The 17,514-nt window shown below is 54.7% G+C and carries 15 protein-coding genes and 3 pseudogenes; 10 read left to right on the top strand and 8 right to left on the bottom strand.

The window, feature by feature from the left end; genetic code table 11:
- Positions 1-162: 162 nt before the first annotated feature.
- From HFK74_RS07445 to HFK74_RS07430, 4 genes are read right to left on the bottom strand one after another with little or no spacing between them, the layout of a single operon-like run.
- Positions 163-1,377, bottom strand: coding sequence for a pyridoxal phosphate-dependent aminotransferase (locus HFK74_RS07445; protein WP_180202958.1), 1,215 nt, complete (start codon positions 1,375-1,377; stop codon positions 163-165).
- The gene (locus HFK74_RS07440) at positions 1,374-2,012 is read right to left on the bottom strand and encodes an RraA family protein (protein WP_180202957.1); all 639 of its coding nucleotides are present in this window, start codon (positions 2,010-2,012) and stop codon (positions 1,374-1,376) included. Before HFK74_RS07440 ends, HFK74_RS07445 begins: the two co-directional genes overlap by 4 nt.
- Complete coding sequence (locus HFK74_RS07435) at positions 2,009-2,674, bottom strand: RraA family protein (RefSeq protein WP_180202956.1); 666 nt, start codon at positions 2,672-2,674, stop codon at positions 2,009-2,011. The genes HFK74_RS07440 and HFK74_RS07435 overlap by 4 nt, the downstream gene beginning before the upstream one ends.
- On the bottom strand, positions 2,674-3,339 hold the full coding sequence (locus tag HFK74_RS07430) for an RraA family protein (RefSeq protein ID WP_180202955.1): 666 nt from the start codon (positions 3,337-3,339) through the stop codon (positions 2,674-2,676). The genes HFK74_RS07435 and HFK74_RS07430 overlap by 1 nt, the downstream gene beginning before the upstream one ends.
- Positions 3,340-3,444: 105 nt before the next feature.
- Between HFK74_RS07430 and HFK74_RS07425 the strand changes: the two genes are divergently transcribed.
- The 3 genes from HFK74_RS07425 (at position 3,445) to HFK74_RS07415 (ending at position 6,925) form a co-directional block, all read left to right on the top strand.
- A complete protein-coding gene (locus HFK74_RS07425; protein ID WP_180202954.1) occupies positions 3,445-4,338 on the top strand; it encodes a LysR family transcriptional regulator in 894 nt (297 codons plus the stop codon).
- Positions 4,339-4,493: 155 nt separating this feature from the next.
- Positions 4,494-5,312: an alpha/beta fold hydrolase gene (locus HFK74_RS07420; RefSeq protein ID WP_180202953.1), complete on the top strand. Its 819-nt coding sequence runs from the start codon at positions 4,494-4,496 to the stop codon at positions 5,310-5,312.
- 158 nt (positions 5,313-5,470) lie between these two features.
- Entirely contained in the window at positions 5,471-6,925 is a 1,455-nt protein-coding gene (locus HFK74_RS07415) for a sodium:alanine symporter family protein (RefSeq protein ID WP_180202952.1), read from the top strand.
- A 143-nt stretch (positions 6,926-7,068) separates the two neighbouring features.
- Here HFK74_RS07415 and HFK74_RS33100 read toward each other — a convergent pair.
- The 3 genes and pseudogenes from HFK74_RS33100 to HFK74_RS07405 form a co-directional block, all read right to left on the bottom strand.
- Positions 7,069-7,270: pseudogene (locus HFK74_RS33100) on the bottom strand (deoxyribonuclease I); the annotation flags it as partial.
- A gap of 17 nt (positions 7,271-7,287) precedes the next feature.
- Positions 7,288-7,790: pseudogene (locus tag HFK74_RS07410) on the bottom strand (VOC family protein).
- A 341-nt stretch (positions 7,791-8,131) separates the two neighbouring features.
- Positions 8,132-8,830: a pentapeptide repeat-containing protein gene (locus HFK74_RS07405; RefSeq protein WP_180202951.1), complete on the bottom strand. Its 699-nt coding sequence runs from the start codon at positions 8,828-8,830 to the stop codon at positions 8,132-8,134.
- Positions 8,831-9,516: 686 nt separating this feature from the next.
- Here HFK74_RS07405 and HFK74_RS07400 point away from each other — a divergent pair.
- From HFK74_RS07400 to HFK74_RS33095, 4 genes and pseudogenes are all read left to right on the top strand, one after another.
- Complete coding sequence (locus HFK74_RS07400; protein WP_180202950.1) at positions 9,517-10,674, top strand: S9 family peptidase; 1,158 nt, start codon at positions 9,517-9,519, stop codon at positions 10,672-10,674.
- Between the two features lie 27 nt (positions 10,675-10,701).
- Positions 10,702-11,631: a VOC family protein gene (locus HFK74_RS07395; protein ID WP_180202949.1), complete on the top strand. Its 930-nt coding sequence runs from the start codon at positions 10,702-10,704 to the stop codon at positions 11,629-11,631.
- 17 nt (positions 11,632-11,648) lie between these two features.
- Entirely contained in the window at positions 11,649-11,969 is a 321-nt protein-coding gene (locus HFK74_RS07390) for a Rieske (2Fe-2S) protein (RefSeq protein WP_368738155.1), read from the top strand.
- 50 nt (positions 11,970-12,019) lie between these two features.
- A pseudogene (locus tag HFK74_RS33095) lies at positions 12,020-12,193 on the top strand (cyclase family protein); the annotation flags it as partial.
- Between the two features lie 76 nt (positions 12,194-12,269).
- Here the strand turns inward: HFK74_RS33095 and HFK74_RS07385 are convergent.
- A complete protein-coding gene (locus HFK74_RS07385) occupies positions 12,270-12,908 on the bottom strand; it encodes a TetR/AcrR family transcriptional regulator (protein ID WP_180202948.1) in 639 nt (212 codons plus the stop codon).
- Between the two features lie 409 nt (positions 12,909-13,317).
- Between HFK74_RS07385 and HFK74_RS07380 the strand changes: the two genes are divergently transcribed.
- The 3 genes from HFK74_RS07380 to HFK74_RS07370 are packed head-to-tail and all read left to right on the top strand — an operon-like array spanning position 13,318 to position 17,508.
- On the top strand, positions 13,318-14,412 hold the full coding sequence (locus HFK74_RS07380; protein ID WP_180202947.1) for an LLM class flavin-dependent oxidoreductase: 1,095 nt from the start codon (positions 13,318-13,320) through the stop codon (positions 14,410-14,412).
- Between the two features lie 20 nt (positions 14,413-14,432).
- Positions 14,433-15,050 (top strand): NADPH-dependent FMN reductase, encoded by a 618-nt coding sequence (locus HFK74_RS07375; protein WP_180202946.1) that lies wholly within the window; start codon positions 14,433-14,435, stop codon positions 15,048-15,050.
- A 1-nt stretch (position 15,051) separates the two neighbouring features.
- Positions 15,052-17,508, top strand: coding sequence for a glycoside hydrolase family 3 protein (locus HFK74_RS07370; protein ID WP_180202945.1), 2,457 nt, complete (start codon positions 15,052-15,054; stop codon positions 17,506-17,508).
- The last annotated feature ends 6 nt before the right edge of the window (positions 17,509-17,514 follow it).

Genomic DNA, 17,514 nt, shown 5'->3' with positions numbered 1-17,514 from the left:
ACCTTGGCGTTGGTGACCGTAGTCTGCGCCGGGGCAGTCGGTTGCATTGGGGTTTCGCTCACTCTTTGAGGAAACAAAGCTACCTTGCAAGTAAACGATTTCATCTCTTAGGTGGGCAAACAAAACCCGCTCATGGCCGGATTTTGTTTGTTTGTGTTCAACTCATTGCAATGCGTTGCAGAATGCGTGAATAGCGTCGCAAGCTTTGCGTAACGAGGTGTCGTCCAGAGCATAGGCAATGCGAATATAGGGGCCAAGGCCGAATGCACTGCCATGAACTACCGCCACATCGGCTTCGTCTAACAATGCGTGAGCGACATCCTCATCGGTATGCAACACGCGACCACCTGGAGAGGTACGGCCGATTAGTCCTGCACAGGAAGCGAACGCATAGAACGCCCCGGCGGGACTAACGCATCTAAGACCTGGCGTGTCGTTCAATAGCGCAACCATCAAATCACGGCGCTTCTGAAAAACAGCACGGCTTTCTTGGATGAAATCCTTCGGGCCTTCCAACGCGGCGAGTGCAGCCTGCTGCGAGATCGAGCTGGCTCCAGAGGTTTGTTGCCCCTGCAGCTTTTCCATCGCTTCCAACAACCAACTCGGCCCTGTGGCAAAACCGATGCGCCAGCCGGTCATTGCATACGCCTTGGAAACACCGTTCATGGTCAAAGTCCGCGATGCTAGTCTCGGTTCGACTTGAGCCAGGGTCAGGAACGCTTGATCGTCGAAGATCAGATGTTCGTAGATGTCATCAGCCAGAATCAGCACGTGAGGGTGTGCCAACAAGACATCGGCCAGGGCGTGCAACTCATCCCGGCTGTACACCGCGCCTGTCGGGTTAGACGGCGAATTGAGGATCAGCCAGCGGGTCTGCGGGTTGATCGCCTCGGCCAGTGCGGCGGGTGTCAATTTGAAGTCAGTTTCGGCATCGCACGTCACGATCCGTGCTTCACCGCCGCACAGTTGAACCATTTCCGGGTAACTGACCCAGTACGGTGCCGGCACGATGACCTGGTCACCTTCGTTGAGGGTCGCGGCCAAGGCGTTATAGATCACCTGCTTGCCACCGTTACAGACGAGGGTGTCTTGCCAGGTGACGTCCAGGCCGTTCTCGCGACGAAATTTGGCGGCTACCGCCTCTCGCAGTGAACGCACGCCGGCGACTTGGGTGTAGCGAGTATGGCCGTTTTCAATAGCTTGAATCGCCGCGTCACGCACATGTTTAGGTGTATCAAAGTCAGGCTCTCCGGCGCAGAGTGAAATGATTTTTGCACCTTGCGCCCGGCGCTCAGCCACCCGATCAATGATTCGGTATGTTGCGGAAGGTTGTGCATCCGCCAGTCGCTGATTGAGCCGCTGGATATCGGGTGTCATGCGCGAGTTCTCCACTCTGTCAGGTTCATCAGTTCAAGAGTCGATCGGCCTTCGGTTAATGACTGCATCATCTGAGCTTCCTTGCTAGCTCGAGCTTCGCCCTCAGCAAAGGTACGGGGTGCATCTGCAATCGGGATGACGATCACGCCATCATCGTCGGCAACCACTACATCGCCCGGAGCCACCCAGGCTCCTGCGAAATTGAAAGCTTGCCCGACAGACGGCGCGCTCGCCTTGACAGTGCCTTTGACTGAAATACCGCGGGCGAATACGGGAAACTGTCGCTTTTTCAAGGCCGCGATATCACGAACGCCACCATCAATTATCAAGCCGACCACTCCAGCCGCCTCGGCCGCTACGGTGAGCACTTCGCCCCAGTAGCCTGCGATAAAATTACCAGTACCGACGACCAGCACGCTGCCACGAGGTACGCGCTCCATGGCCAGGTGCAGAGACAGATTGTCACCTGGTGAACACTCCAGCGGGTAAGCCGGCGCGGCGATAAAAGCGCCATCCCAGACAGGGCGAATTGCACTGTCCACCGCGCACGGTAGATGGGAGGCTTCAAACAGTGTTGAACTGCCCAACACTTTTGCCCGTTCGTTGAAATTCAGGGGGAGAGTGAGCGTTGTCATCTGATTTTCCTCTGCAGGCCGTGGTAGCCCAGCGCATCGCGGGCTTCTTTAAGGGTTTTTCCTTGACCAATCATCGTGCGAATGTCGGCTTCAACAGCTTCGATTTGGCGGGCACAGGCCGCCACTTCAGCGGCCCGATCGCGCGGCACTATCACTACGCCATTTGCGTCAGCGACAACGATGTCTCGGGCGCAGACCCGTGCAGTGCCAATCGACACTGGCTGATTGACCGACTGAACCTGTACTCGGTCTTTGCCTGTGCGCATGAAACGGCCCTTGCTAAATATCGGATAACCGTCGCCCAGAGCTTTGTTAACGTCACGGCACACACCATCGATTACCGTGGCGGCAATTTTTCGGCTACCGGCGTACTGGGTCATGATGTCGCCCCAGACCGTGCAGTCAGTGCGGCCGCCATTGTCGATCACCACTACATCGCCTACGGCTACGTCTTCGATGAAGTCTCCTACGGTGCCGGGTGGCACGCTCGCCGAGACGTACTGCACGGTGAACGCCTGGCCGACGATGACCTTGCTGTAGTTGTCGAGTGGCGCTATGCCGAGGCATTGACCTGGTAGGCCGAGCTTGTCCATGGCATCGGAGACCCCAGGTGTGTCGAGCCCCTTGAACATGGCAATCAGTGCTAGATCATCGTTGTTCATCAGGAACGCTCCACGTGAATAGCTTCGAACTGGGTGTCATGCATGACTTCGGCCACTGAGCGTCCGCTGCGAACAGCTTCAACCATGCCGTCCTGGCGGCGGGCAATACGCTCGCCGAGATCCACAACCTTCTCGATGTAAGCCTGGGGCACGAACACGGTGCCGCATTGATCGGCGATGACGTAGTCGTCTTCACTGACCTCGACGCCGGCGACGTTGATCGTCACGGCGGCGTCGATCTGAACCACTCGGTTACGAGCGCTGATCATGGTGACCCCACGGCCAAAAACCGGGTATCCAATCGATTCGCTGCCGTCGATGTCACGACTGAAACCGTCGATGACAGTGCCGCGTACCTGCTTGCACGCCGACGCATTGGCGAGAATATCGCCCCAACAGGATATGCCTTCGATACCACCGGCAATCACCAACACACGATCGTCGGTGTCGATCTGTTCAACCACGGGGGTAATCAGGTGGACAGTGGGGGCGTTGTCAGATTTAGGTGCGAGCAAAACGGTACTGGCTCGACCGACGATTTTCGGGCAATTCCACAGCGGGCGTAGCCCGACGGTGGCACCCGGCAGGCCGAGGAAGTCGAGCGCGTCGGACACCGTATTGGTATCTAGAGTTGCCAAGCGATCCAGCAAACTTTTATTGGTCATGGGGAAGCCCCTTTAGTGGCGGAGGCTTCCAGTGTCAGTTAGACAATTTGATAGGTATATTACTAATCACAGAAGTATCAGATACGTTAAACCTATGGATTAATCATGATCAATTTCCGTCTGATCCGTCACCTCTGGCTTTTTCTTGCCGTTGCCGAAGAGCAGAACTTTGGGCGTGCTGCCAAGCGCCTAGGCATGTCTCAACCACCCCTGAGCGAACAGATACAGGTCCTGGAGCAAGCGCTGAAGGTCACGCTATTCGAGCGATCTCGACGCGGAGCGAAATTAACGCCAGTGGGGGCGGCAATTTTGCCTGCGGTGCGCAAATTCGCTGAGCAACTCGAGCGATTGGAGTTGGCGGTGGAAGAAGCAGTGGCGGGGCAGTCGGGGATGTTGACTATTGGCGCGATATCCACAGCGATGTTCGACGTTTTACCGGGCCTGATCGAGCAATTGAAAAACGATTACCCGCACTTGACGGTATCCGTGCGGGAAATCGACAGCGTCGAGGCTGTTCCAGCACTTGAGGCTGGAGACATCGACCTGGCATTCGCCCGACTGGACGGTGATCTCGGCGGGTCGGTCGATTCACTGCCGCTTCTGGAAGATCGCCTGGTAGTAGCCTTACCGAGCGATCATGCCTTAGCTTCACGCACGCGAATCAGCCTATCCAGTTTGTCCAACGAGCCCTTGGTGATGTTTGCCCGAAAAGTAAGTCCGGTGTATTTCGACAATTTGATCGCCACCTGCCGAGCCAGCGGTTTTTCCCCTCGCGTGTTGCATGAAGTACGTTCAGTCGCTTCGCAGATTGCTTTTGTCAGCTATGGCCAAGGTATCGCATTGGTACCGGCGTCACTAAAAAAAATGGCACCCAATAACGTCGTATTTCGACCGCTGAGCCAGAAGCTAAATGTCGTAACCACTGCGGTGGCCTGGAATGCAGTTCGGCCCAATCCACTGGTAGAGGAAGTCGTTGCACGGTTTCGGGCGAAGGCGTGAGGAGATAAGGAACGCGAAAACTTGCTGATAGGTTTAGCGTATCAAAGCCTTCCACAATCAGGATTTTACAGAACGTACGAATCCCTTGAAATTGCATACCTGACTGTCAGCAACTCTCATGTGGCGGTATTTTTTTCGTTCAAGGAGCTATTTACGTGTCCTCATCCGAAACGTTCACTCACACGCAACTCCCTTTGACGGTAGAGGGTGTCCAGCTGAACATCGCCGCCATTCACAGGAAGGGTGACTTGGCGCCGATTGTATTCCTGCATGGTTTCGGTTCGACTAAAGAGGATTATGCCGATATCGTGCTGCAGGCGGAGTTTATCGGTCATCCCTTCATAGCCTACGACGCCCCCGGATGCGGTGAAAGCCAGTGTAGTGACCTTTCCAAGGTTTCCATCCCATTTTTGATGCAGGTGGCACTGCAGGTGCTGGAGCTTTTCGATATCGAGCGCTTCCATCTGGTCGGTCACTCCATGGGTGGATTGACTGCTCTGATGCTGGCCCATCAGTTCCCGGAGCGGGTAATCACTTTCGTCGATATAGAGGGCAATATTGCTCCGGAGGATTGCTTCCTCAGCCGTCAGATCGTCGACTATCCGAGTAATGATCCTGAGACATTTTTCGCGGCCTTCATCGAACGTACCAGGCACACCCCGGCATATGCCAGCGCATTGTATTCGGCGAGTTTGAGACACAAGGTGCGTGCAGAGGCAGTGCGAGGGATTTTCGAGTCGATGGTCGATCTGTCCGACAACGCCGATCTGATGGGTAAATTTCTTGGCTTGAAGTGCCCGCGAATGTTCATGTACGGCGAGCAGAACGCTTCACTGTCCTATCTTCCGCATATCCAGGCTCAGGGCGTACGCCTAGCGCAAATTCCCGCCTGCGGACACTTTCCCATGTATTCCAACCCTATCGCGATGTGGAGCCAAATCGCTGATTTCCAGACCAGCAATCAATCCGGATAAGTCTGGTCGTCTTGAACGCTCCCTAGTTTTTCGCGGGAGTCTTACAGGCTTGGCGCCTGCAACTCAAAAAGCAAGTTTTGCTATTTCACGTGCCCCCTTGCGGTGCCTCGTAAGGGAGCGTGCACGCTTGAAATCTATAACAACAAGAGGTTCAAATCATGCTTGAAGTCATTAATAGCTTTCTTTCCGGAAAGCTCCTGATCGTGCTCATCGTAGGCTTGGGTGGCTACTTTACCGTTCGTTCGCGCTTTGTCCAGTTTCGACACTTCTTGCATATGTTCAGCGCCTTTGGCGATAGCGTAAAGAAGAGTGCTGGTCAGATCAGCTCATTCCAAGCACTGATGCTCAGCCTGGCGGGCCGCGTAGGTGCAGGCAATATAGCCGGTGTAGGATTGGCGGTGACGTTGGGTGGTCCTGGCGCGGTATTCTGGATGTGGGTGACCGCGCTAGTGGGCATGTCCACAAGTTTCTTTGAATGCAGTTTGGGACAGCTGTATAAACGGTGCGATTCAAAGGGGCAGTTTCGCGGTGGGCCGTCGTATTACATCCAGTACGGATTGAAACAAGCTTGGCTCGGAAAAATTATGGCCTTGTTGCTGCTGGTAACTTTCGGTTTTGCATTCAACGGGCTGCAATCTCACGCCGTGACTCACTCGCTGAATAATGCGTTCGGCTTCTCCACTACTTACTCCGGTGTGGTGATTGCAGTATTGCTTGGCTTAGTTTTTATCGGCGGAATCAAACGTATCGCTGCCGTTTCGGACTTGTTGGTGCCTGTAAAGACCTTGGCCTACATCGGCGTTACCGTATATGTGATTGTGCTTCAGTTTGATCATGTCCCTGGCATGCTGATGACAATCTTTAAAAGCGCCTTCGGTCTAGATCAGGCATTTGCCGGCCTGGTCGGCAGTGCCATTGTCATGGGCGTGAAGCGTGGCGTGTTTGCCAACGAGGCGGGACTGGGCAGTGCTCCGAATGTAGCCGCTGTGGCGAACGTCGATCACCCAGCTGCACAAGGGGTGGTTCAAGCGTTCAGCGTTTTTCTAGACACCTTTGTGATCTGTACCTGCACGGCGCTGCTGATTCTTCTGTCGGGCTTTTACACGCCAGGTTTCGAAGGTGACGGCTTGGTACTGACACAGAACGCACTCTCGGCAGTGGTCGGAGACTGGGGGCGCACGTTCATCAGCGTGGCGTTGGCTCTATTTGTCTTCACTTCGATCCTATACAACTACTACTTGGGCGAGAACAATCTGCGTTTTTTGCTGGGTGACAAGCGCGCTGCGATTATTGTTTATCGTGGTTTGGTGTTGCTGCTTATCCTCTGGGGGGCTGTCCAGAATCTGGATACGGTTTTCGCCTTCGCCGATATCACCATGACGTTGCTAGCCTTTGTGAATCTGATCGCCCTCGCGTTGTTGTTCAACGTCGGCCTGCGTTTGCTGTGTGACTATGATCAGCAACGTGAAGCCGGTATCAAGACGCCAGTTTTCGATTCCAGTAAGTTCAAGGATCTTGACTTAGATTTTCAGGCATGGCCGCCTCGGGCAACACTGAACAACAATATTTCTGAGCCTGCAACTCAGCCAGTTGCATCCGCATTGCACAGATGAATTCAGGCGTTCCATTCGGGTAACTAGGTTCTTCCTTGGCCAATCTCGAGCCTTGGCTGAGCAGGTGATACACGCAAAAAGGGCCCTTGAACGGCCCTTTTTGTTAGTTTTTGAATGCTATTTTGTCGGCGCTGATTGAAAAACCGGCCCCCACCCCTGCCGATTGAAAATTGATGCTGTCCATTTGCAGCCGCAATACAGCTCGCCCATGGGGCTGTTCGCCAGGTCGAGATAGATCTTCTGCTTTGCGATGACCTTGGCTTCGGAAAAGGTCTATGGAAGGCTTGAAAAGGCGAGGGAAATTACGGAGAGGGTCAGTGCTATTACGGAAAGCAGTTTTTTCATTGGTAAGTACTAGCTAATCAGGGGGACATTGTGCACACGACGCCCACGCCCACTGCAGTATTTGCTAAGGAAAATGCTACTTCGATAAATGCCTCCAGCGCCTTGTCTTCCAGTATCTCAATAGAGACGTGGCCGAAGCGTTTGGGCAACCAAATGATGCGTGCCCCAGACAGAGATTGCAGGTTCGCACGAGCTAATGGCTTTCCATTTTCGTCTTCTGGCTGAACGCCTGCAGCCATCAATTCGTCATAGGCTTTCTCGATGTTCGATGTCGAGTAGCAGTGGCGGTGAATCATTCCTTCACCCGACGTATCCAATAGCTCTTTCAGGTTTCCCGCCAACGGCTGTACCAACATGAACCGCTCTTGGCCGATCAGCGCAATCGCATTGTGCACATGCAGACCATCTCGTTCCCAGACGACGTTATGGAGGTCCTAGCGTTAAGTACCTACGCGTAGAAAGCACAGGCTTCGTCGAGATTCTTGACCAGTACATCTAGGTGACTCAATTTCAGATCCATTTGCAGCCCTCCTGTTGAACCCGCGACGATAGTAAACACCACATGCTCAGAGTTCGATGAGTTTTCGTGGAGAAACCTTTGTTGATGTTGAGGCGCCACTCCAGTGGTATCTGCATAGCCTCTGATTGTGAAGTCAACGAATGACTACTCTGGTCGTTTGCTGTCTGTCACGAGCCTTGCATTTCGCTGATTGCGGCCTGTCAGGAAGAAGTCATTCCGGTGTCATCAACACCGCGAGCACTATATTCATGAGTCCTTCATTCCTGCTAAGGGCGGTCAGCGCGCAGTGAGCATCGTCTCCAATCTCATCTGAAGTCGCGCTACTCGAACCCTGCAATCGGTTAAGCAATACGTAAGCCTAGCTCTGCCAGCAGGACTGCTGCTTGTAATTTGGAAATGATTGCTCCCTTGAACTGCTGTGCATTCTTCAAATGTAGGCCTTGCAGGTTTACCTCGCGCAAGTCTGCATTGAAGAATTTCGCACCATTGACCCTCGTATGACTGAGGCTTCCACCTTCAATAAATACGGCCTCGCGAAAGTCGCAATCGCTTAGGTCGGCATCGGAAAAGTCCAAGTTTCTCAGGGTTGATTTGTAGAATGAAATCCCTGTTAAGGCGCTGCTGACGAGCAAGCAGTCATTGAAGCTCAGTCCCAGTGTGGATGCAGAGGAAAAATTCGCTCCTGTCAGTTTGCACCCTTCAAAATGGACTTGAGAAAGCGTTGAGCAATACCACGTGCTGTTGTTCAGGTCACAGCTGCGAAACTGGCTGTCGGTCACACGTGCCGAGCTCCAGTTCACCAATGTGCCTCGGCATCCCACCCATAGGGTATTTTCAAGCTGGGCAGCGGTAAAGTCAGCATGTCCTATTTGGCAGCGCTCGAATGTGCAGTCGCTGAAATCGAGTCTGGACAGATCCAATTCTCCAAGATCCACGCCAACGAAGCAGATAGGAAGTGTCCGACGCTCCAGGATTGACTGAATTTCAGGGCGGCTCAGGCGCTCGGTGGTAACGATGTGTGGCGTCAGCCGGTCATGCATGCGTCTTTCCTTTCTGAATGAGATTTATCACGTCGAATTCCAGCAGATCGTTCGATGCGCATTGTAATATTAGAATTCTAGTTCGACTATATTTCCGTGCCACTTCAAGTGTGTGGTAGTGCTTGAGCCGCGAGAATTTCCAAAAATAATGAAAAGGTCCAAGCTTGATTTTACCCCTCCAGGCGTCCAGCGCCGCAGGCGCTGACGTACGAAACGAAGCCTTCCGTGAGCCCAGTCGGAGCGAAGGTGAGCACAACCGTGAATTAACCAGTAAGCCGCCTCGCTTCTATGCCATAGGACTTTTCGTTGGCATTGCAGGGAATGCCTCGGCACTGTTCACACCCATCTCGGTTGGTCTGTCACTCAAAGTCAACGCACTGGGTAGGCGAGATTGAGCGCTTGGGGGCCTTGAGTATTGTTTTGGGGGGCGGTGCATTCGTTGCACTCATCTCAATCCCTCTTTTCTGGAGCCGTGCTGCACTCAAAGGGGGCTGTCTCTCAAGTGGTTTTTGATTCGCCGACTCGTTCGTATTAACCCACGTTATTGTCGCTCTTGATGTGATGCAGGGACCATGTGAGCAAATGTCATTTGACGAACTAGAATTTTAATTCTATAAAATGCGCCTTGATCGGGCTTCGTAATTGAGTCGCTCGATCCGTCTATAAATCTACCAACAGGACACATCATGTTTCGCTACTTTCCCACCAACTATGTCTGGAATCTGTCCGTGGATTTGGCGCTCGAGATGGGCGGGCGCATTGGCGAGATCGAGGCGATGTGCGCTCCGCTGCACGATGCTGCGCGTCAGCCTGACGCTGCCGGCACTCAGGCCTTTCGAGACACCTGGTCGAGCATGGCTGACAAGTTGAGTGGTCTGGCACGGGAAGACGAGGCTGCACAGCGCTTGTTCTCCGCGGGCGAAAAATACAACCGGGCAGCGACTTACTACCTGACCTGCGAACGACTGCAGGCTCATGGTGCGCCGGGCCGGGAAGCGCTCTATTTCCGATTTCTGGATACCTTTGCTCGAGGTATCCAGTTGTCTGGCGAGAATTGTAAGCGCGTTGAAATTCCCTATGAGGGCACGCATTTGTCAGCGCTCTTTGTCCAAGCAGAAGGAGTGAGTGGTCCGGCCCCTGTGCTGGTACAGGTTAATGGTCTTGACTCGACCAAGGAGATGAAATATCGCGTTGGTTTGCCAGCCTGGCTCGCCAAACGTGGAGTGTCGTCCCTGATTGTCGACCAGCCAGGAACGGGTGAAGCGCTGCGCCTGCAAGGCCTGACTGCTCGCTATGACAGCGAGCATTGGGCGAGTCGTGTCGTCGACTATCTCGAGACTTGTCCTCAAGTGGATGCCAGCCGTATTGGCATGGAAGGTGTCTCTCTCGGGGGCTACTACTGTCCCCGTGCCGTCGCCTTTGAGCCTCGCTTTGCTTGCGGTGTTGTATGGGGCGCCAACCACGACTGGCGAGATGTACAAAAGCGACGTTTAGAGAAGGAAGGCGATTTCCCTGTACCGCACTATTGGTCCCATGTCTGCTGGGTGTGGGGCGCCAGGGACATCGATGATTTCATGTCGATTGCCGAGAGTGTTCATCTTGATGGGGTGCTGGAGCGCATCAAGGTGCCGTTTCTGGTTACCCACGGCGAAAAAGACTCTCAAATTCCCCTTAAATGGGCGCATCGCACCTATGAGCAGCTGGTGAACAGTCCAGATCGTCAGTTAAAAATTTTCACCGAGCGGGAAGGGGGCGTGCAGCATTCGAGCTTCGATAACAGCATCAATGCTGGTCATTACATCGCTGATTGGGTGGCCGAGACATTGGGCGGCCGCACGTTCTGATTCACTTTAGATCTTGAGAACAACAACATGAAAATTATCGGACCAGATTACTTGGTGTTCGGCGTTGATGACGTTGAGTCCTGCGCTCAGTATTTGACTGACTATGGCCTCGTCTCAGATGGAAAAGGTTACTTTGCGGCGTTGGATGGTACCGGTGTGCGTCTCTGTCATCGCGACGATCCTGGCTTGCCTGCGTCTATGCAGACCGCCTCTCAATTGCGTGAGACGGTATATGGGGTTGCTGATGAAGGCAGCTTGCAGGCAATCGAAATTGAGCTGAAAAAGGATCGCGAAGTTATTCGCGGTGCTGATGGCGTATTGCGTTGTGTGGATGATATGGGTTTCGCGCTGGGATTTCAGATCAGTTGCCGGTGTGTCATTGATTTGCCGGGAGAGAGATCCAATGCTCCTGGTGACACTGCGGGCCGCGCGATCAATCAACTGGGGGCCCGTGCTGACATGCCAGCGTTGCCTCGCAGCCTGTCTCACGTGGTCTACTTCGTGCCGGATTACGCCAAAGCTGAAGCGTTCTACGCGCGTATTGGTTTTGTGTGCACAGATCGCTTTGTTGGGGTTGGGCCATTTCTGCGCCCGGCCGGTACACAGGATCACCACACGTTGTTTCTCATCCAGACGCCACCGTTCATGAAAGGGATTGAGCACTTCACCTTCCACATGGGAGGGCCCACCGAAGTGATGATGGCGGGCACCCGGATGGTGGAGAAGGGTTATCAGTCATTCTGGGGGCCTGGGCGTCATCAGTTGGGCTCCAACTGGTTCTGGTACTTCAACAGCCCACTGGGTTGCCATGTGGAGTACGACGCCGACATGGACCTGCACGACGAAACCTGGACTGCGCGTGTCTCCACGCCGGGCGCTGACAACTCCCAGTATTTCCTATTTGCCTACCACGAGAAGTGGGCGCCGGGAGGCCCACTGCCCAAGGTGCAGAACTGAGCGATCGGGGGTCCATCGTGCTTTGTCATATCAATGCATTGATCGAGGGCACAGCGCGAGGATTCGACCCTCATGGCATCGGTCAGGATAGTGTGGTCGTTATACTCCATGAGCAGCAGGTATTTGCGTATCGCAATGCCTGCCCTCATTTGGATACGCCGCTGGCCTGGCGCAAGGATGCTTACCTCAACGCTGCCCAAGATCGAATCGTTTGCTTCGCACATGGAGCGCTGTTTGAAATTCGAACCGGACGTTGTGTGCTTGGCCCTTGCCTTGGGCAATCACTGCACGTGCTGCAGGTTATTGTGGATGACGACGGCATGATCCATCTTCAGTAGTACCTGTGCGGGACGTGCCGTGATGTTGGGCTTTTAAAAGCGCCCCCCTGAGCTGGGATGTTCCCTTCAAGTACAGGCGTGAGCGTTTGGCTCAAAGCGGTGACGCTTCACTGATTTGGGAAGAGCACAGGGCTGGTAGAGAAATTGGCTATGGCCAGATGGAAAAGCTGGGCAATATGGAAATTCTGCCTGCCTTTGGTTTCTGGGTGTCGTGCTTTCCCTAGAAGTTCAAGCAGGCCTCCGCAGGATTTGTGCGAGCAGTTGCCATTCTGGAATCGTGATGCAGTCGCCAGTTTGCCATTAGCTGGCAGGTTGGCGAAGAAAACCAAAGCACATGATGCCCAAGTCGTGCTTTAACTGGTCCCAATCACCTTCGCCGGCAGCGTCAGCAGCAGATCCCAGGCCCAGGAAGCGCGCAAGCGCTGCGTACGCGATCGAGAAGCAAGCGCTCACGGCATGTTCAGGGTCGGGGTGCTGGATGTCTTCACGAGAATGCAAGAGCAGGCTCTGAAATGCGTGTGCAGCCTTCAGGTGAGTCGCTTTGCCGCATTTTGCGACTCGTGGATCGAAGGCGCGGGTCATGAACGGCTTCAGAATACTGGCATGACGTCGCAAGTGCTCTGCCAGGGTGTTGATCAGTTCCGGAACCTGCTCTGCCAATGGCAGGCTGCGTTTACGTAGCCCCTCAATCAACTCCGCCCACTCGCAGTCTAGCTCGCCAAGGACATCCATCATCACCGCAAGAAACAGCTCATCCTTGCCCTCGAAACGTGCATAGATCGATCCTACAGAAACACCGGAGCGCTTGCTGATGCCGACGATCGTTAGTTGTTCAAAGGTGCCTTCACTCAGAATTTCACGAGACGCTGCCATCAGGCGCTCCAGTGAAGCGCGGCTGCGATCTTGCTTGGGTGTTCGAGAAGCTGATTCGGTGGGCATTAAGCGACCTCTAATGAGTGTTTCGCGTGCAGTTTAACCTCTTAAGACCTCTGCTGTGGGTCTGAGGAGAGTGCTTTTAAAGAACGACTGAATGTCGTTGACGGACAGCAGATGGGCTGGTAGATTTTACCTTTATTAGAACGGTGATTCTAAATATTATCTAATCATCGACACACAATAACAAGAGCCGTAACCACCATGACTGTTCCCCTCATCAAGTGTCTGGGCTTATCCCTTTTAAAGACTTCAGTTTGCAGGGCGCCTTACGTTGAGCTTGCGTCGGCACTGAGTTGCTGGCCGTCAGCCGGGATCGTTTGATGGCGTGTAGGCTTTTTTTTGCATAAAAAATAGAACTGGCATTCGCGTTCTAATAAAATGTCGGTATTCTCACAATAATAGGAGTTACACCATGCGCTTTTCAGTATTTCTAGTCGGTCGCTCGACTGCTCCTCAGGAAGACAAACCGGTTATGGACGCGATGGTCAACCATGCACGTCAAGCTGAGGCGTTGGGCTTCGATGCCGTGTTCATGCCTGACCATCACTTCACCGGTTACGCGCCTATGTCCAGTGACCCGTTCATGTTCGCCGCGCACCTGGCCGGCCAGCTCAAGCGCATCCACTTTGGCATGTCGGTGACGACCGTTCCGCTGCACCATCCGGTCCGTTTCGCAGAGCGTGTAAACCTGCTGGATCAATTGACTGAGGGTCGATTGTTGGTCGGGATTGGCAGCGGTACGACGCCCGAAGAGATGATTGGTTTTGGAGTGAACTACAAAGAAGCCTCAGCGCTGATGCAGGAAAACCTCGATCTGGTGCTCAAACTTTGGGACAAGCAGATAGAAGATGAGCCTATCAGCTTTGAAACCAGCCATTACAAAGGCGCAGTCGTTCAGCGCATCGTGCCAACAGCCTACCAACGTCCATTCAATCGCATCATGCCAGTAGCCTTGCGCGAGACCAGCATGCAACGCGCCGCCGATATGGGCTGGCCAGCTTTTATCCCGGCGTTTACGCCACCTGTTCCAGCCAGCGCCGAACCGTTCGAGCATCTGACCCGTTATTTCACGCGTTACCGCGATGCCTTGCAAGCCGCGGGTCACACGCAGGAAGTGGTGAACCATTGTCTGTCCTGGACCACGCACACCTATCAGTGCGTGCATGTAGCCCCTACGGATGAGCAGGCAGAGGAAGAGTTGCAAATCATCCTGTCTGCCTACAAGCAGGCGATTGACCGCGAGCACACCTACAACAAGCGTGCAGAAAAGCTGAGTGGCGTTGAACTGCATCCGCATCCTGACTGTTTCAGCCGCGAATGGATCAAAACCTGGTGCTTGCACGGTAGCCCTGACACGGTCGCAGCTGAATTGGAAAAACATCGGCAGTTGGGCATCGGAAACGTGCTGATGGGCTTTACCAATGGTCCGCTGACTACCGAGCGGCTGAAGTACACCAACCAGTCAATCGAGTTGTTCGCACGCGAAGTCATGCCGCGCTTTCAATAGTGCCGGCCGGAGAAAATGTCATGATTCAGCACGACCAGAACTACGTGAAAAACGAGCCGGACGCGCGGCCCTTGCTGGTGGGAATTGGCGGGACTACCCGGGCGAACTCCAGCACTGAAAAAGCATTGAAATGTGCCCTTGAGCATGCCCGCAAGTGTGGCGCCCGGACACTGTTGTTCGGCGGTAGTGAATTGTCCGCGTTACCAGGTTTCAACCCGGAAGTGAGCGAGCGAACTGCTGAAGAGCGCGCTTTTGTCGAAGCCGTACGTCAGGCGGACGGTATCATCATCGCAACACCTGGCTATCACGGTGGTGTGTCGGGTCTTGTAAAAAACGCGCTCGATTTACTCGAAGACCTGCGTGATGACAAGCGTGTGTACTTTGACGGACGCGCGGTAGGTTGCATTGTCACCGCCGCAGGTTGGCAAGGATGCAACACCACATTGGGTGCGTTGCGCTCAATCGTTCATGCCATGCGCGGTTGGCCGACTCCGTTGGGTGTGACCCTCAATACCGCGGGCGTCGCATTGTTTGGCGGCACCGGAGAATGCATCGAGCAGAACGTACAACGCTCGCTGGAGATGTTGGCTGAACAAGCCCTGGCCGTACCCGCTGCCCCCCTGACTCGGAGCGCTTGATATGGGTCAGGAGCATGCGACATTGACTCTGCTGGAGAAGGTGCGCCTGACCGCTGGCAACGACATGTGGTCGACCTGTGCGTTGCCTCAGTACGGGCTGCCGGCAGTTCGCATGGCCGATGGGCCGATGGGCGTTACGGGTGGGCGGGTCGATGAGCGAGATGTTGCCTTGCTGACTCCGTGTGGTCTTTCGCTGGCAGCTTCATGGGATCGGTCTTTGGTTCGTCGAGTGGGCGAAGTGATCGGTGATGAGGCATTGCGAATGGGGGTGCAGGCGGTTCTGGCGCCAAACCTCAATTTGATGCGCAGCCCGCTCGCCGGTCGGGCGTTCGAGCTGTTCGGGGAAGACCCGCACTTGATCGCGGAGCTGGGTTCAGCTTGGGCACAAGGTGTGCAAGGCAGGGGCGTGGCTTCTGTCATCAAGCATGTGGTGTGCAACGACTCGGAAACCAACCGGCGGGGCATGAACGCAGTGGTGGATGAATGCACCTTGCGCGATGTGTATTTTTGGCCATTCGAGGTTGCCGCCCGCCAGGGTGCCTGGGCAATGCTCACCGGTTATAACCGCGTCAACGGTGCTGCCTGTGCCGAGCAAGGGCAGGTATTGACCGATTGGCTCAAAGGCGATCTTGCCTGGGATGGACTGGTGATGTCTGACTGGTTTGGTACGCGCGATGGTGCCGCCAGTTTAAACAATGGCCTGGATCTGGAAATGCCCGGGCCGGCAAGGCACATGGGCACAGCGTTATTGGAAGCTGCAGGTGCCGACACGGTAATCGAGGCGCGTGTAGACGATGCTGTGGATCGGCTGGTGCGTCTCGCGGGGCGGGTCGCCAATCCCAAGTTCTACCAGGCAACCGCCCAGGCTCAGAGCCAACGATTGGCGGTGCTGGAAGACGCCGCGGCGGCTGGCATGGTGTTGTTACGCAACGAGGGTGCAATGCTGCCGCTGGCGGATGAAAAACCAGGGATATTGGCCATCATCGGCCCTAATGCCACGGCACCCTGCTTCCAGGGGGGGACCTTCGCCAAAGTTGCCCTCTCCAGTGGTGTGACCTCGCCGCTGCAAGCACTGCGCGATCGCTTTGAAGGGCAAGGCAAGCAGGTCATGTTTGCCCAAGGCGTAGCCGCCGAACATCGCATTCCACCCCTGACCGAACTTGCACTGCTGACTGACCAAGGGTTGCCAGGGATTGACCTGTTTTTTTACCCGGAATTAGATAAGCCAGCCGTGCACCATGAAGTTCGTCATGCGTCGTCGTTGATCTGGTTCAAGGACATGCCCGGGATAGGAAATCTGCTGATGCTTGATGGCAAGGCAACTATCAAGGCACGAACCCACTTTGTCGCCGAACGCTGTGGCGAGTATCGGTTTTATGTGGGTGGTACCGGTGAAGTGGTACTCAACGTCAATGGACAGTGTTTGGCGACCTTCGATGGCATGAGCCTGGAAGCCGACATCATGGGCAAACTGATGCAGACGCCGCATATCACTGCCAATCGCTGGCTTGAGGCCGGTCAGAAGGTAGAGCTTGAGTTCGAAATGGGTATCGCTCGCAGCCTTGCCCATGGCCTGTGGTTCGGATGTCAGGCTCCGCAGGAGGACGACCTGCTGGAACAGGCAGTCGCCCTGGCACAAGTGGCTGATGCAGTGGTGTTGATGGTTGGTGAAACGGCAGATGCAGGCCTGGAGAGTGTTGATCGGGCCACAACTCATTTATCGCGTAATCAGGAAGAACTCGTTCGACGAGTATGTGCTGCCAACAGCAAAACGGTCGTCGTGCTCAACGTTGCCCACCCGGTGGACATCGTTTGTATGGAGGAGGCAGCGTCGGTCTTGCTCACCTGGTACCCCGGCCAGCAGTTCGGACCGGCGCTGGCCTCTGTGTTGTCAGGCGATCGAGAGCCAGGCGGGCGCTTGCCGGTGACTTTCGCGCGTCAGGAGGAAGACTATCCGGTGTGGTCGCTGACCCCCGCAGCTAATGGTGATCTGGAATATCACGAAGGCTGGTGGGTAGGTTATCGCAGCTTCGTCGCCCGAGATATCCATCCTGCTTTCGGTTTCGGTTACGGCCAGGGTTACGCACTATTCGACTATGCCTCCTTGGGCGTTAACGGGGAGTGTGTGAACGATCTTGAAGTCGCTATCTCGCTGAGCAACATATCCAGTCGAGCGGGCAAGGAAGTTGTTCAGCTCTATCTGCTGGAACCGCAGGAAGAAGATCTGCCCATACGTTTGTCATTGAAAGCGTTTGAGTCCGTGCATCTAAAGGCCGGAGCACAGCAAACGGTGCGATTCCAACTGGGTGCTGACGCGTTTTCTCGATGGGACGCCGTGTTGAATCGCAAGGTCCTGGTCTGTGGTCGCTATGAACTCCTGATTGGACACTCAGTGGATGACATTTCTGTTCGCCTGCAGCTGGATGTCGAGAAAGGGGGAGGAATTCGAGCACCTTAAGACTCA

The sequence above is a fragment of the Pseudomonas sp. SbOxS1 genome, from assembly GCF_013416725.1.
GTDB lineage: Bacteria > Pseudomonadota > Gammaproteobacteria > Pseudomonadales > Pseudomonadaceae > Aquipseudomonas.
Note: the sequence above shows the minus strand (reverse complement) of the source record. Positions and strands in the feature narration are given on the sequence as shown.